We start from the raw sequence: 16,563 nt of genomic DNA, 5'->3' as shown, positions 1-16,563 counted from the left end.
CGCAGTTTTATGACAGACACCACCCCGTACACCGTACCGAAGGAACCAGGTCGCTGGCGCGCCATCACGCTGGCAGCAGCGGTGCATGCCGCGCTGCTGGTATTTTTCTGGATCGGTATCGACTGGCAAAGCGAAACCCCGGTCGCGGTACAAGCCGAAATCTGGGATATGCAGGCGAAGGAAGCCGCGCCACTGCCGCCGGAACCGGAACCAACGCCGCAGCCGAAGCCCGAACCCAAACCTATCGTCAAGGAAACGCCGAAAGCGGAGCCGATAGAGCCGCCTGCGCCTAAAGTCGATATCGCACTCGAACGCGAAAAGAAACGCAAAGAGCAGGAACGCAAGGACAAGCTGGCTGAAGAAGAAAAAGAGAAGAAACTGAAGCAGCAGGCGGAACAGGACAAACAGCAAAAGCTGGATAAGCAGGCGGCCGACAAGAAGGCCGCTGAACAACAGCAAAAAGCCGAGCTCGAGAAAAAGCGCAAGCAGGAAGCAGCCGATGCCGCCGTGCGCGACAAGATACGTGCTGAAGAAATGCGTCGCCTGACCGGTGCAGTGGGTAGCGGCGGTACTGGCGAAGCAGCCAAATCACAAGGCAGCGGCCGTGCTGACAGTGGCTATGCAGATAAAATCCGCGCCAAAATCCGCCAAAACACGACATTTATCGTACCTGACAACTTAAGCGGGAATCCTGCAGCCGAATTTGATGTCGAACTGCTGCCCGACGGTTCGCTGCGTGGCGAACCCCGCCTGCGTAAGCCTTCCGGCGTGCCTGGCTTCGATGAAGCCGTCAAACGCGCGATCGAACGTTCGCAACCCTTTCCACCCGATAAATCCGGTACGGTACCAAGCCGCTTTATCGTCGTTCACAAACCGAAAGATCAGTAAGCCATGATAAAGACTACTTTCTTACGCTCATTCGCGGTAATGGCACTCTTCATTACCACCCTCGCCCACGCGCAACTGCGGGTTGAAATCGCCGGTGTTGGTGCCAACCAGATCCCGGTCGCGATTGCCGCCTTCGGCGATGAAACGCTTGCCCCGCAGCAAGTCAGTGCCATCATCAAGGCCGACCTGCTACGCAGCGGCTTCTTCAAAATCATCGATACCGGTGGCGTCCTGACCGAAAATTCGCCGCTCAACCTTGCTGACTGGAAATCACGCGGCGCTGATGCCATCGTGGTCGGCAGTGTGTTGAAACTGGCAGATGGCCGTTATGAAGTGCGTTATCGCCTGTTTGATACCGTCAAGGGCACCCAGTTGTCCTCACTCGCACTGGCTTCGCAAGCACAGTTTCTGCGCGTCTCGGCGCACAAGGTGGCGGACGATGTCTATGAAAAGCTGACCGGCATCAAGGGAGCTTTTGCCACCCGCATCGCCTACGTCACCAAATCGCCCAAGGAATTCCGCCTCGAAATCGCCGATTCCGACGGTGAAGGCACCCAGGTAGCACTGCGCTCGAACGAACCTATCATCTCGCCTTCATGGTCGCCGGATGGCACCAAAGTCGCCTATGTTTCATTTGAAAACAAAAAACCTGTCGTCTATATCCAGGACCTGGTAAGCCGCAAGCGCACCGTCGCCGCCAACTTCAAGGGCAGCAACTCTGCACCATCATGGGCCCCGGACGGCAACCGCCTGGCAGTGGCACTGTCGCGTGACGGCCTGACCCAGGTCTATGTTGTCAATGCCGACGGTACCGGCCTGCGTCGCCTGAGCAACTCCAACGGCATCGATACCGAACCGCAATTCTCGGCTGACGGCCAGAGTATCTTCTTCACCAGCGACCGCAGCGGCGGCCCGCAAATCTACAAAATGGGCGCAAATGGCGGCGATGCGCGCCGCGTCACCTTCTCCGGCAGCTACAACATCAGCCCGCGGATTTCGCCGGATGGTAAGTATTTGGCCTATATTTCGCGCCGCGAAGGGAAATTTCAGCTATTTCTGCTGGATTTAAGCAATGGTCAGGAACAACGTCTCTCCGATACCGTCAAAGACGAATCACCGAGTTTTTCGCCGAATGGCAAATATTTGATGTACGCCACCGAATCCGGCCGCCGCGGCACCCTGGCAGTGGTTTCGGTTGATGGTCAGGTAAAACAGCGCCTGACAACGCAGGCAGGCGATATACGTGAGCCCACATGGGGTCCGTTTATGAAATAATGCACTCCATATTTATTTTTAACACTGAACGCTTTACTTACACAAACAGGGGAATAACATGCGCGCCTTAACATCCGTTTTTATCTTATCCAGTGCTTTGCTGATGGCAGCCTGCTCGTCGACCAAACTGGACGACAAAGCACCGGTTGAAGACCGTACCGGCTCAAGCGCAGCAGCTGATCCACGCTCGGTTGGCACCGTCAATGCATCCAGCGATCCATTGAACGATCCACAAGGCGTGCTGGCTAAACGCAGCATCTACTTCGACTTCGACAGCTACATCGTCAAACCGGAATTCCAGCAAGTCGTTGAAAACCACGCCAAATACCTGAAGAGCAACCAGGGTCGCAAAATCATCATCCAAGGTAATACCGATGATCGCGGCGGCGCAGAATACAACCTGGCACTCGGTCAAAAACGTGCAGAAGCAGTGCGTAAATCGCTGTCCCTGTTAGGCGTACCTGAGTCGCAAATGGAAGCCGTCTCCCTGGGCAAGGAAAAACCAAAAGCACTGGGTAGCGACGAAGCAGCATGGGCAGAAAACCGCCGTGCCGACATCGTTTATTAATCTGCTAGCCAATGATTAAAAAAACCCTTATTGCGGCCTTGATGGCCGCATTTTCTTGTGCGTCGCTGTCAGCGCATGCCGCGCTGTTCGGCGACGATGAGGCGCGCAAGGCGATCATCGAATTGCGTGGCAAAGTCGACGGCATCCAGCAAAGCAAGGCGGAAACATCCGCAGTCCTTTCGCTCTCCAATCAGAACGAAGCATTGAAGCAGGAAATCTCCCGCCTCAATGGCCAGATCGAAGTGCTGTCGAATGAAGTTTCCAACCTGCAGCAGAGGCAAAAGGATTTTTACGTCGATCTCGATAACCGCCTGCGCAAACTGGAACCGCAAGTCGTGGCAGTGGACGGCAAGGATGCGATGGTTGGGCAATCTGAGCAAAGTGCTTACGATGCTGCCTATGCTGCCTTCAAGGCTGGCGATTACAAAAAAGCCGGTGCTGCATTCAGCGACTTCGTCCAACGCTATCCTGATTCCGCTTACGCACCGTCCGCACAATATTGGATAGGCAATGGCTACTACGCACAACGCGACTATAAGAATGCAATCACAGCACAGCAAACGCTGTTGAAAAAATATCCGGATAGTCCAAAAGCAGCTGATGCCTTATTAAATATCGCCAGTTCGCAATTGGAATTGAAGGACCGTCCGGGCACCAAGAAAACATTGGAGTCCCTGATCGCAAAATATCCGAATAGCCCGGCTGCCCAAATAGCAAAAGAGCGTTTGGTGAATTTCAAATAATCAACGCACATACATACAGCGGCTGGTCATCTTATGGTCGCCCGTAAATATGTTGCAACGCTTGTCCCCTCGCCCGCCAGTCGGGCGATTTTTTTGCCCGCGATAAGTCCTTTGCCACTAGTACAAGACCAGTAACGCGTAGCTACAGACAGCGGGAATGCAGAGGGAAAGTGCAGGCTATACCGGGGCCAAATCAGGGGATGGAAAAAACCTTAGATAAAAAGCAGAGATGTGATTGACAGGGGTCATAAACGTTCCTATAATAGCTGTCTTTCGGGTCGTTAGCTCAGCTGGTAGAGCAGCGGACTTTTAATCCGTTGGTCGCAGGTTCGAATCCCGCACGGCCTACCACGAATTCACAAGGGTCTAGATGAAAATCTAGACCCTTTCGTGTTTCTGGAATCTGAAAACATCTCCATATTCTTCACGACAGCTTTACAGCTGTCGATCTGCTTCGCAAATAATCATTTAGCCAATTTCTACAGCAACTGACTATTTGCGATTTTTATATCAAGCCGATATCAATAGATATCAGGCTGCGACCTTCTCTGTTTTACGATCTATATACTCACGCGCAGTCAGGATGCCTTGCGCGATGCACTCTTCCGGCGTTGGGTAGGAATGGCCATCCGGGACTTCCTTGTCCTTGAAGTCAGTACCGATATGCTCGGTCACGATGATGCGTGGAATGTAAGCGCCCTCTTTGCGTTCGGTATCGATACGCGACATATGTGCGGAAACCTGCACCGCAACACTCCAGCCTTTATACGTTTCGTAATGTGATGGTGATTTCGTTTCTGTTACTTTCATACCTGCTCCATTGCAATGTGGGTGACAGCAGCAATGCTGCTCTGTGCATTTATAAATAGCCTGCTTCTCAAGGAGACGACTAAGTATAACTGCTAGGCACCCATCAAACTACCTGGCAGACCGTCCTACCTAACAAGGCAATGTCTGCATGATTTGCGCAATACGCTGCTTGTGCGATACATCATCGCGTGATGCCAACTCAAACCCCACCCTGAATCCCTCCCTGCCGACCAACACGCAATAACTCACCTTACCCTTGAACTCCAGCGGCATGGTCCTCTGATCGACCGTGATATTGAACGCCAGGCTGGCGCTATGACCTATCGAAAGCGGCGACTCCACCATAATGCTCAAGTCATGTGGCGAAATGTCGATCGTCCGTGCATGCGAGTAGTGATCCTGGCCGAGATTGAGGATGGCGCGGCGACGGAATATCTTGCGTTCTGCGGAAGGTGCGATGCGGGGAAGAAGAGCCAGGTCATGCGTCGCCATATTTTTCCTTTCGTGGACAAGTGCGGCGGCAGGTTCATACATTGCGCCGGATGTCTCATCTTACGAATTGCGGAGGAAAAACCAACGAATGTTTTACGATATCCATATGACAAAATTAAGCGATAGGAATGACGGCTTACTACCTGGCGACCAATGATCGCCAGCTGCTTTAAACCAGATGCATAGCGACAAATGCAGTTGTATACATCCCTCATGTATACTGGCGCCTCAATTATCGAAGGCGAAGAGGCACGCCAGGATGCCTATGGAGAATGTATGAATACCAAGTGGAGAATCATAGTGACGATATTCGTCATCGGCGTAACGGCGATTTCCTTGTACGTGAACCCGTAACACCAGCACTGATCATATGTAAGGCACCGCGGTGCCTTACATGGATCCAGCACTAGTTAATACCCGCCACACCCGACATCAATAGTAGAGAAAGCCCAAAGCTTCACGCAAACGGTCGCCAGTGCTACGCATGCGATCCCAGCGCTCTATCGATACATCCCCCTGCCTGAATTCGCGGAAGTAATCATTCGTTTGCAATTGATTCATCACAGCATCGACATTGGTCGACGTGCTGTTGGCGAAACCAAACCTGTCACGTAATGCCTTCATGCGGCTGGCCATCGAATCACCCGCCTCTTGTGGCGATTCCGAGACTTGCACCGGTGATCTTGGTGTAACCAGGATGAGAGCCGAACGCATTAAATCATTGGTCTTCTTGTTGGAAAACAAATACTGCACACCGGGTATATCTTGCAATCCCGGCACACCATCGCGTGTATTGGAACTGGATTTTTCACTCAAGCCGCTCAAGATCAGGGTATCGCCCATATTCATGACGACATTGGCATTGGCGGTAATCTCGCCAATTTCGATTTGATAAGCCACACGCGGATTATCCGAGCTTGCATTCAGCGCGGTGCGTTGCGCCTCGACCTTCATCTGTACCCGCCCCTGTTGCAGGAACACCGGTGTAATCGCCAGCTTGATGCCAAAACGCTTATCCAGGGGCACGATGGTGGTGCCGCCATTGAAGCTGGTCGAGACCACACCCGCACTCAGGTTGGTGCCGGAAAAGAATTCCGATGGCAAGCCTTCGATTGCAGCCAAAGTAGGACGTGCCAGCACTTCGTTGACCGAGCTGTTTGCATTGGCGATATTCAACGAATAAGTCAATGCAGGTATGCTGATCGCACGCGTGATGGCGGTGCTGACTGTTGGGGGAGTAATGACTGTTGAGGCACCACCGCTCGTGCTACTCGAAGTGATAACACGTGAATACGCCGGCGCATTGTTGGTCGCAGAACCCAGTTGCAAGGTCAATGCACTCAGCAGGTTGACACCCTTCGATGTCGTGATCAGCTCTTGCGTGGACAGGAGCACTACGTCGATCAACAACATGCGCGGGCCACCACTGGCTCCGCTGCCACCACTCACAGCGGCAGCATTTGCAGGGACGTCAGCCGGGGTGCCGTCGCCGACAGGTGTCGCACCCGGTGTTGCAGGTCCTGCCGGATTCGCATCGGTCGGATTGTCACTGGGCGGACGCGGCGCAGGTCGCGACGGTATGTTGAACGCTTGTGCCAATTGTTGCGGACGTTCGCCTGCTGCGCTTTGCGTCCAACCCGCTTTGATCATGCCTTCGGCGGCTTGACCCTTGGCAGCCGTAGCGGTTTGTTCCTGCTTGAGGTAAAAGGCTTTCCATTGCGATAAACGTCTGTCCGCGCGCTCCGCTTCCAGGCTACCGCCGTCTATCTTGCTCAAGGCATCGCGCATCTGCTCCGCCTGGGCAAAGTTGCCGCATGATGCATAGACCGAAATGCTGGAACGCACGAACAGGCGATTACTTTCCGTCGATGTTTTCTGGAACTGGTCAGCCATCGCACAAGCCGTCTTCGCATCGCCAGTCAGGTAAGACGCCACCATCAAACCGTAGATAGACACCGAGCTCTCAGGCGTCATCAGCAAGACATCCGAGAACGCCAGCTTGGCCCGGTCAAATTGTTTGAGGTCCATGTAAGCAAGCCCGAGGAATTCCTGCGCGATCCAGTTGCTAGGGTCTATGCGCAACGCTTGCTGGTAGCCTTCCAGTGCCATCTCGCCCTTTTGCGTATCGCCCTGCCTTGCCTGCAAGTGATACACAAAACCATTCAGGAAGTGCAGATAGGAATTGCGCGGGTCCAGTTGCAAGGCTTCATTGATGATTTGATTGGCCTTGCCGAGTTCCAGTTGCTTGATCGCATCAACGGTGGCAGTGACCTTGGCCAATACTTCAGTGTCCTGCATACCTGCCGGAACCAATGGTAATTCGCGCACCATATCCACGAAAGATTTTGCCGGTGCGGTAGCGGCAACGGCCGGCATTACCGAAAGTGCGAGAGCCACGGCTGCACAGATTTTGCGCAAGCCTGATTTATGATGGATTTTTTTCATATGCAATCAAACAGTCTGGAAAAACAAAATAATGAATGTGTTGTAAACAACGAATGGCTTCGAAGTTCCGAGGCCATCAAAGTCAGGTCTTAACGTTGTCCGGTCGATGAGAAGATGAACTGATCAAGGTTCCGCGCGGACCGCCCTGTGACGCAGGCCAGTTTTTCACCGGCGGTGACGCCATACACGGCGAAAGTGCCGCCATTGCCACCAAACATGCCATAACCTACGCCTGTGTTGCTGATCAGGCCAAGTGCATCTACCGAGTCACCACTGCGAATATGCGCGACCGTAAAGTATTGCCCCGCCGGCAACACAATTTCATAGGTGTAAGGTGGATTGCCCAGATTGCCATGCGGAGCACCCCACTGCCCGCTGGCGTACAAGAACTGTATGCCATCCACGCGACCGTTGGCGCGTATGCGGAAGCCAACCACATACGAACTCTGGCATTGCGCGGCATCGTTCCACGGTGAGCCACCGCGGCCACCAAAACGCATAGGCGGCGAGAACGGTGTGCTTGCTTTCGAATTAGGGCTACCATCACGGCCATTGTCGGCACCAAAAGTCAGCCAATGCTCAAGCGCGTCAGGATCATCTTCCGGTGCCAGCGTGCGTGGCACGTCGGCATAGCGGTTCATGTAGTCAACCACGTTAAAGTCCGCACTACCCTGGCGTCCCATCTCGATACCGTAATCAAGCCAGTGTTGCGTGGCGCATAGCAAACTTCCCGGGCACTGTGCGCTCACGTCCGCATAACGGTGGTAATAGTAGATAGGGTTGAATTCCAGGCTACCCTGGCGATTTTCATAAAAGCCCTTATCCCTCCAGTGCGCAGCCAGATCCTGCCCACGGAACTCGGGATAGTGGTCGTAGTAGTAGTCCCAATCGAAGACCGAGCCGGCAAACTTGGGATCGGGACCTTTCTTGTGTTTCTTTTTCTTGCCGATGCGCTTGAAGGCGTTGCCGGCATCCTTGAATGCATTGGTGGCCGCGCTCACCGATTTGTTGGCGACGTCACGTGCAGCATTTTTGGTATTCTCGTATTGTCTGCGTGCATCCTCTGCTGCTTTTTCTGCCGCCCTGGCCGCGTCTTCCGCTGCTTTTTTGCTTTCTGCAGCGACTTTATTCGCGGCTTCTTCCGCCTGTTTCTTGACTAAATTCGCCGCATCATCGATCTTTTTCAATTCTGCATTTGCCATCGCAGCCGAGTAGCCGCCGAGATTTTGGAATTCCCCCGCCACCTTGCGATATGCCGCCTCCAGCTCCTTGCCGACACAACCTGTGATGCTGGCCGGGTCGACGTTGACGCCACCGTGGCCTTCAAACACATCCGCGATATTGAGGGTAGGCGTGATGTCAGCCGACGCCTTGATCTCAAACGGATTCACGCAGCTGGCATTGACCGAGATCGTCATTTTGCTGGTACCCAGCATGACTTCTACTTTTTGGCCGGCAAAATTGCCCGACATGCCTATCTCTTGCGTGCCTTGATTTACCTTCGCAAAGGTCTCCATACGGAAGGTGACCTTGCCGAGTGGCCCCAGCTTGAGCGTGATGTTATTGCCTGTGCTACCCGACAGGCCGTTGTAACCAGCGGTATAGTCCATCCATGAAATCTTTTGACCGAGGAAGCCGACCGCACTGCCTTGCGACATATATGGCCCGCCAGTAGCCAGTGGCCCATACGAAACGATGTTGTAGTACTTGTTATCGTCAGGCCAAGGTTTGGTCTTATCACCGAAGCGATATTCCGGTGCCGGGCGCGGGTTATCCAGCTGGAACATAGACAAGGGTTTAGCCGCCGCCAGCAAGTCTGCTTTGTATTTATCGATACCGCCGATGAAACCACCACCGTATTTGGTCAGTCGACGATCAGTGGTGGCCATCGCAATCATGATTTTGGCCGCATCTTCCATCGTAAAGCGTGCCGGGGTCGCGATGCGGTATCCAAAGTCCGCCAAATCCATTGCGCCGGTCGGTTGCACCGGGGTCTGGAATTGAATCAAAAACTTTTTGTCATTCAAACCCTGGAACGAGGCATTACCTTTGTAGCCTATGGTCAGATTGTTGTTAATAAAAAAAGTCGCATCGGTCAGCGTCACCGGCGGCAGCAACAAAGGAATGCGGGAGCCCGGCGCAAACTGGAATTCAACAAAGGCTTCCAGCTTCATCGCATCGACGCCCGCTTTGGTCATGGTCGCGCCGTCTGCAATATCACTGGCAATACCAGCCGCGGCACCTGCACCACCCGTGATATCCGACGGAATCGGCAGCACGACCGCAGAACGCATGGTCATTTGATCAGCCTTGATGCCAAAACTCTCCATCGTGTTTTTGAACTCACCACCGATATTGATGCGTGCCGCCATCTGCACACCGACCGAGAATGGGATCGAGGTGACACCGAAGTAGCTGTCGTTGACGATCTTCTTCAGGTCATTCGGCATTCTGTCTGCCGTCAGGTCAAAGTCAGAAGTAGAGATAGAAATCATCGGCGAGCGCAAACGGCTCTGCCCCAGCACAGACTGTATCTTTGAGCTAAACAGCTTCGGCATCGGGATATCTTTATCGATCACGACGATGAAGGTTTGCTGCAAGTTGTTACTGGTATAGAAGTACAACTGAACCGCATCCAGTTTGGCCGCATAGCAGCCTTTCAGGCCGCCACCGCATTGCGTCTCACGCAAGGCACCGACCAGTTTTTGCAAGTCTTGCTTGGTCTCCGTCGCCAGGCTGCCGAGCATCTTTTTCAGCGCAGGCTTGATGTCGGGTACGCCGTTCGCGTGCACCGGGGCCTGTACCGCCAACGCGAGCAGCAACATACAGCAGGCCTTGAACAGGCATTTTCTAACGATCATCAAGAGAGACTCCGTGGTTATAAACATGTTTTTGGTAAGCGGCTGAAAATTGAAATCAGGCATGCGACCTGGCGATATTTTTGCCTGCTGTAAACGACGAATGGCCCCGGAGTTCCGAGGCCATTCCTATCAGGTCTTAGCGCTGCCCAGTCGAAGAGAAGATGAGCTGGTCTACCTCGCCACCGGATCGCCCGGTGACGCAAGCCAGTTTTTCACCCGCCGTCACCGAGTACGAACCGAAGGTGCCACCACCACCGCCATACATACCGTAACTGCGCTTGTTGGTGATAAATCCTACTGCGTCCATACTTTCGCCGTTACGTACGTCGACACGCACTATGTATTCGTCAGGTGCAAACACCACATCAGCCGACTTACTCTTCATTTTTCCGTGCGGTGCGCCCCATTGCCCAGTGGCGTAAAGGAACTGGATACCATCCACACGCTTGCCTACACTCAGGCGGAAACCCCTGACATGCGTGTTCTGGCATTGCGCGGCGTCATTCCACGGTGAGCCACCGCCACCACCGAAACGCGTCGGAGGTGAAAATGCGCCCGTTGCCTTGGAAGCCGGCCTGCCGTCACGGCCCGCATCGGAACCTACCGTCAGCCAATGCTCGAGCGCATCAGGATCATCCTCCGGTGCCAGCGTACGTGGTACATCGCCATAACGGTTCATGTAATCGACAACGCTGAAGTCGGGGCTACCCTGGCGCCCCATCTCGATGCCGTAGTCCAGCCAGTGTTGCAATGCACATTGCAGGTTGCCCGGACACTTCTGTCTTACGTCCGCATAGCGTGCGTAGTAGTAATTTGCATCGAACTCCAGGCTGCCGCGACGACCTTCCTTGAAGCCAAAGTCTTTCCAGTGTGATTGCAAATCGCCACCACGCAAATCGGGATTATTGTCGTAGTAGTAGTCCCAATCGAATACCGAACCTGCAAACTTAGGATCCGGGCCTTTCTTGTGTTTCTTTTTCTTGCCTATGCGCTTGAATGCATTACCCGCATCCCTGAACGCATTGCTCGCAGCATTTGCGGTCTTATTGGCAACGTCGCGTGCCGCGTCCTTGGTTTTTTCATACTGCTTACGAGCGTCATCGGCTGCCTTCTGTGCGGCCTTGGCGGCATCTTCAGCTGCCTTTTGCGATGCCCTGGCTGCGTCTTCTGCTGCTTTCTGCGATTCTGCTGCGGCCTTCTTCGCTGCATCTTCGGCGGCTTTGGTCACCATCAGCGCTGCATCGGAAATTTTCTTCAATTCCGCATTGGCCATATCAGCCGTGTAACCACTCAGGTTTTTGTACTCGCCGGCGATCTTGCGATAAGCGGCTTCCAGTTCCTTGCCGATACAACCGGTGATCTTCGACGGATCGACGTTGACGCCGCCTTCGGCATCAAAAATCTGCGCCAGATCGGTAGTCGGTTTGATCTCAAGTGATGTTTTGATTTCAAACGGATTGATACAGCTGGCATTGACTTCTATGCTCATCTTGGTCGGACCCATCACAATCGCGATTTTTTGTCCGGCCAGATTGCCTTTGAAAGCCATGTCCTGGTGTTTCATGTCGATGCGGGTTTCCTGCGACAGGCGGAACGGCACCTTGCCCAATGGTCCCAGTCGCAGCGATACATCTGCACCTGCACCGTTGTAATAGCCATTAACACCTGCCGACACATCGGTCCAGCCCAGGGTCTGACCAAAGGCCGCAACCTGACCACCCGAGGCGTAATACGGCCCGCCGTCTGCCAATGGACCCAGTACGATGATATTGAAGTACTTGTCATTCTCCGGCCATGGTTTGGTCGCATCGCCGAATTTGTATTCAGGCGGTGGGTTCGGATTCTTCATCTTGAACATGGCCAGAGGCTTGGCCATCGCCAGCAATGGCTCCTTGAACGAACCAACACCACGGATGAAACCACCACCATATTTGGCCAGGCGCGGATCAGGCGATGCCATCGCAACGATGACACGTGCCGCATCTTCCATCGTGAACGAAGCCGGGGTCGCCATGCGGAAATTGAAGTCCAGGAAGTCCATCGCGCCTTCAGGTGTCAACGGCGTCTGGAATTGCAGCAGGATCTTCTTGTCGCCTACACCCTGGAACTGGGCATTACCCTTGTAACCGAAAGTCAGGCTGTTATTGATGAAGAAGGTTGCATCCGTCAACGTGACCGGCGGCAGCATCATAGGCAGCCTGGAGCCAGGGGCGAACTGGAACTCGACGAAGGCTTCCGGCATGGCTGCCTTGGCACCGGCTTGCTTCATGGTTGCGCCATCCGCCATCTCGCTGGCGACGTCAATACCGGTACCTGCGCCGCTGGAAATATCCATAGGGATAGGCATCACGATCGCCGCACGCATGGTCAGCTGATCAGCGCGTACGCCCAGCGATTCCATCGTCAGTTTGATCGGTCCACCCAGGTTCGCACGCGCTGCCATCTGTGCACCAGCTGCGAAATTCAGCGAACTCACACCAAAATAGCTTTCGTCGACGACCTTCTTCAGATCGGCCGGCATGCGTGCCGTGGTCAGGTCGAATTCAGCAGTAGAAATCGAAATCATCAGCGAGCGCAACGAGGTTTGCCCCATCACATTCTGCACCTTGTTGCCAAACAGCTTAGGCATCGCTATCTGTTTGTCGACTACGATGATGAAGGTTTGTTGTGCACTATTGCTGGTGAAGAAATACAGCTGGACCTTACCCTTGCTGGTGGAGTAGCAACCACTCAGGCCGCCACCACAGCTGGTCTTCTTCAGGTCACTGACCATTTTCTGCAAGTCATCCTTGACGTCCAGCGCCAGGCCGCCCAGCATTTTTTTCAGTGCTGGTTTGATATTAGGTGCATCACTGGCGTGTGCAGATTGCTGGACAGCCAGGCTGGCTACCAGGAAGAAACCGGCAAGAGTGAACGTTTTTTTGAGGATGCGAGAAACCGAAAAGCGCGCTGCAGTTGCGGAAGAGTCCATGTTTACTACCCTGTTCACCAAGAATGGCAAGAGTGTAGACATTTCCAGGTAGAAACTTCATGAGCAACTCTAAGCAATCCTGAGCAAAATGCGGCGACTTCTCGCGTTGCACACAAACGAGCGCGAACTGCACCATACCGGGTCGCGCAGACCCGATGGCAGATGTGGTTTTATGACGGGAAGATGACGGGAGCGAGCCGTGCCGGACGGCTGCAGGGTACAACTCAAGCGCAGATTTTGCTTTGCTCGTGGAAGCGATAACCGATGGCACGCAAGGTACTGACCGGCAGGGATTGACCGGATGCCTCTTCGACTTTGCGGCGCAGGCGATTCATCTGGGTATCCAGGCGACGCTGGTCATACTCGATGTAATCCTCACCCAGTGCATCGACTATGCTTCTGCGCGTCACACATTCGCCGCCGCTCATCAGCGCCAGCAATACGATGTGATCCTGTTCGGAGAGCGCAATACTGACGCCGTTCGGTGAAATCAGGCGACGTGGTGATGCAGACAATTGCCAGTATTTTGTGTATTCGGGTATGAGTTGCGGTGCGACCACTTCGCCGTGGTCGAACTTGCGGTCGGTGATATCCCGTGCCACACCTATCCTGACCTGATGTTCTTCGGACCAGGAAGCGGACCAGCTGATGTAGACCACGCTGCCATCCTTGCGGATATAGCGGTTCTCAAAATAGCGCTGCAGGTATCCGCCCATGACACGATCTATCGATTGCTCGGTTCTATCCCTGTCATCGGGATGCACCAGGTCCAGCATGTACTTGCCTACCATCTCTTCCGGCGTATAGCCAAAGATACGCTCGCATGCACCTTTCACCGACAGGCATTTGCTGTCTGCACCTACCGCACAAATCGCATCCAGCATCAAATCGCCGTAATCGCTTTTCGGAGGACTGCTTGTTACTTCCATTTGCATCTCATGCTCATTCAACAAGTTCTGCCCGGCGTCGGTCGTCATATCAGGTAATCAATTTGAAACTGTAGTTGGCTAAACATAAGCAAGTGACGGGCCACTCGATCAGCTTGTAAAAACTATCCGTCACTATTCGTAGCCGGCGTCGCACATAGCTGAGTTAAAGCATTTTACGGAATCACGCGCATGCTTGCATGCCTGTATTCAAACTACATGCGCGATTTAACCAGCCCACAGCGACAAAGACACAATCCGATGCATAAAAACACCGGCAAACCTGCATCCGGTCTACTGCATTTGCAGTATTTACTTTTCCTCTCGCTATTTTTAACATTTCTGCCATCGGGGAAAATGGTAAAGAAAATAAAACTCCACGCCTGCAACGCGGTTCGCCCCTTCCAATTCATTCAGGGAATTCATCATGCAACGCCCAGCCCGGACTACCGTCATCCACGGCATCCGCACCGCCACCGGTGCGCTCTTATTCCTGGCCGCGCCGTACGCACTGGCATGCCAGGGTTGGGGCAATGATCTCGAGGTCCGGAATGGTGTGACTGTCAATAGTCCGTCTGCCGTTGTTAACCCCTGTAACGGCGGCGACTATCTATCGGCCATCGTGAGCGGAACCGGCTCGCACTGGAACATGACTGGAGCCCTGTACATAGGCTCCAACGGGGATGTCGGCGAGGTACGTATTGAAGACGGCGGCAAAGTGACTACACCGTCGGTGACCTTGGGATGGAGCCCGGCAGCCACACCCGGCACAGGCACCCTCAATTTATACGGCAACAATGTCGCACGCGGGATACTGGAAACCAGCTATGTCGAAGTAGGTGCGGGAGGTGCAGGCGTCATCAACTTCGATGGCGGCATCCTGCGCGCCAGTGCTAGCGAACTAAACTTCCTCCGCAATTTCAACCCTGCCGGCATCAATTTGCTCGGCGGCGGCGCTTATATCGACAGCAATGGTTTCAACATTGCCATCGCAACACCTTCGCTACTGCAAGGCGTCGGCGGCCTGACCAAACTCGGTGCGGGAATCTTAAGCGTTGCAGGCAATAACAGCTATGGCGGCAACACCACCGTCGCTGCCGGTACCTTGCGTTTCGACAGCTATACGCAGGCTGTCGGCCAGATACTCGGCATAGGCGCATCCAGTACAAGCAATTACGGCCGGCTGGCCGTCAACAACACGGCGACCTTTGCCGCCGGAGCACGGATCGCCGTCGATGTGGCAAGTGTCAACACGCTCGCAGTCAATCAAACACTCAACGCCGTTATTTCGGCCGGCACATTGAACGCTTCCACCTTCAACGTCAGCGACAACTCCGCCCTCTTCAACTTCCAGGCAATCCGGAATGGCAACGATGTCGACTTGCGCATCGTCGGCAATAGCAACCAGGGGACCGGCATACGCGATGCCGTCATCGAGCAGCGTACATGGTCTGCGTTGGATGCCGCACGTGTACTCGATACCCAATTGAACAATGGTGTCACAGGCGATATGGGCAATGTCATCAATGCCTTCGGTCAACTGCCGGACAATCGCGCTGTAGCGCGTGCGGCCACACAAACGCTGCCACTGACCTCCGGTCATCAAGCCATACAAGGGACTTTGAGTACTTTCCAGAATGTGATCCAGAATCGTATCGGCGGCAATACGGGACTATCCTCCGGTGATAACTTGAAGGACAAACAAATCTGGGGCCGCATCTTTGGTTCACGCGCCGACCAGGATGACCGCAAAGGATCAGCCGGTTTCAGTGCAGATAGCTGGGGATTGGGCTTCGGTGTTGATGCGGAAGTAGCAGCTGGTAATCGTGTTGGCCTGGCCTATGGTTACGCAAAGACATCCGTCAACGGCAATACTGATCTGGCGGGCACCGCACAAGATTCCAATATTTCTTCCCACCTGTTCTCTGCGTATGGCAGCAAGGAATTGGGCCAAGAGCGTAGTGTTTCCTGGCAGGCCGACCTTGGTGTGAGTGATAACGACAGCACACGCCAGCTCAGCTTCGGCGGCTTGAACCGCACTGCCCGTGCCGATTACCGTACTTACAGCGCCCATGTCGGTGCCGCCCTCAGGCAACAGTTTGCCTTGAGCGAAACAACGACCCTGACGCCAGCACTGCGTGCCGACTATACCTGGCTCAAGTCACAAAGCTATAAGGAAACCGGTGCCGACGCCTTGAACCTGAATGTCGCATCGCAAAAGACTGATGCCTTGGTATTGGGTGCAGACCTGCACTTGCTACATAGCCTATCGCCCGCTTCCCGCTTCGAAGCCAATTTTGGTGTCGGATATGACACGATCAACAAAAGCGGCAATATCGTTGCGGCCTATGCCGGCGCGCCCGGCTTGTCGTTTGTGAGCAATGGAATAGATCATACCCCGTGGCTGCTGCGTGGCGGTATCGACTATACCCATCGCACAGACAATGACACCGAAGTCAGCTTGCGCTATGACGTGGAAAGCCGCAGCGATTATCTGCACCAGTCTGCTTCTGTGCGAGCGAAGTGGGCTTTTTGATGGCTGGAACAAGTAGAACGATGATCCAAAACTGAGACCATCGTACAA

11 protein-coding genes and 1 tRNA gene are annotated in these 16,563 nt (G+C 54.0%); 6 read left to right on the top strand and 6 right to left on the bottom strand.

The window, feature by feature from the left end; genetic code table 11:
• Positions 1–9: 9 nt before the first annotated feature.
• The 5 genes from tolA to ACFQPC_RS01570 all read left to right on the top strand — a co-directional run bounded on the left by tolA (position 10) and on the right by ACFQPC_RS01570 (position 3,825).
• Positions 10–888 carry a cell envelope integrity protein TolA gene (tolA, locus tag ACFQPC_RS01590; protein ID WP_382269899.1) on the top strand — a complete coding sequence of 293 codons (879 nt, stop codon included), beginning with the start codon at positions 10–12 and terminating at the stop codon, positions 886–888.
• A gap of 3 nt (positions 889–891) precedes the next feature.
• Positions 892–2,163: a Tol-Pal system beta propeller repeat protein TolB gene (tolB, locus tag ACFQPC_RS01585; protein WP_382269898.1), complete on the top strand. Its 1,272-nt coding sequence runs from the start codon at positions 892–894 to the stop codon at positions 2,161–2,163.
• 58 nt (positions 2,164–2,221) lie between these two features.
• A complete protein-coding gene (pal, locus tag ACFQPC_RS01580; RefSeq protein WP_382269897.1) occupies positions 2,222–2,731 on the top strand; it encodes a peptidoglycan-associated lipoprotein Pal in 510 nt (169 codons plus the stop codon).
• A gap of 11 nt (positions 2,732–2,742) precedes the next feature.
• The gene (gene ybgF, locus ACFQPC_RS01575) at positions 2,743–3,474 is read left to right on the top strand and encodes a tol-pal system protein YbgF (RefSeq protein WP_382269896.1); all 732 of its coding nucleotides are present in this window, start codon (positions 2,743–2,745) and stop codon (positions 3,472–3,474) included.
• A 275-nt stretch (positions 3,475–3,749) separates the two neighbouring features.
• Positions 3,750–3,825 (top strand) — tRNA-Lys (locus tag ACFQPC_RS01570).
• Between the two features lie 180 nt (positions 3,826–4,005).
• On the opposite strand, the gene ACFQPC_RS01565 is transcribed toward ACFQPC_RS01570, so the two are convergent.
• From ACFQPC_RS01565 to ACFQPC_RS01540, 6 genes are all read right to left on the bottom strand, one after another.
• Entirely contained in the window at positions 4,006–4,284 is a 279-nt protein-coding gene (locus ACFQPC_RS01565; protein WP_382269895.1) for a hypothetical protein, read from the bottom strand.
• 129 nt (positions 4,285–4,413) lie between these two features.
• Positions 4,414–4,776 (bottom strand): hypothetical protein, encoded by a 363-nt coding sequence (locus ACFQPC_RS01560; RefSeq protein WP_382269894.1) that lies wholly within the window; start codon positions 4,774–4,776, stop codon positions 4,414–4,416.
• A 432-nt stretch (positions 4,777–5,208) separates the two neighbouring features.
• Complete coding sequence (locus ACFQPC_RS01555) at positions 5,209–7,221, bottom strand: secretion protein (RefSeq protein ID WP_382269893.1); 2,013 nt, start codon at positions 7,219–7,221, stop codon at positions 5,209–5,211.
• A gap of 89 nt (positions 7,222–7,310) precedes the next feature.
• Entirely contained in the window at positions 7,311–10,082 is a 2,772-nt protein-coding gene (locus ACFQPC_RS01550) for a jacalin-like lectin (protein WP_382269892.1), read from the bottom strand.
• A 136-nt stretch (positions 10,083–10,218) separates the two neighbouring features.
• Positions 10,219–13,053, bottom strand: coding sequence for a jacalin-like lectin (locus ACFQPC_RS01545; protein ID WP_382269891.1), 2,835 nt, complete (start codon positions 13,051–13,053; stop codon positions 10,219–10,221).
• A 224-nt stretch (positions 13,054–13,277) separates the two neighbouring features.
• Positions 13,278–14,030 carry a PAS domain S-box protein gene (locus ACFQPC_RS01540; protein WP_382269890.1) on the bottom strand — a complete coding sequence of 251 codons (753 nt, stop codon included), beginning with the start codon at positions 14,028–14,030 and terminating at the stop codon, positions 13,278–13,280.
• A gap of 376 nt (positions 14,031–14,406) precedes the next feature.
• Here ACFQPC_RS01540 and ACFQPC_RS01535 point away from each other — a divergent pair, with 376 nt between their 5' ends.
• Entirely contained in the window at positions 14,407–16,515 is a 2,109-nt protein-coding gene (locus tag ACFQPC_RS01535; protein WP_382269889.1) for an autotransporter family protein, read from the top strand.
• The last annotated feature ends 48 nt before the right edge of the window (positions 16,516–16,563 follow it).

The sequence above is a fragment of the Herminiimonas glaciei genome (assembly GCF_042664955.1).
Taxonomy (GTDB): Bacteria; Pseudomonadota; Gammaproteobacteria; order Burkholderiales; family Burkholderiaceae_D; genus Oxalicibacterium; species Oxalicibacterium glaciei.
This window is presented reverse-complemented; position numbering and strand designations above follow the sequence as displayed.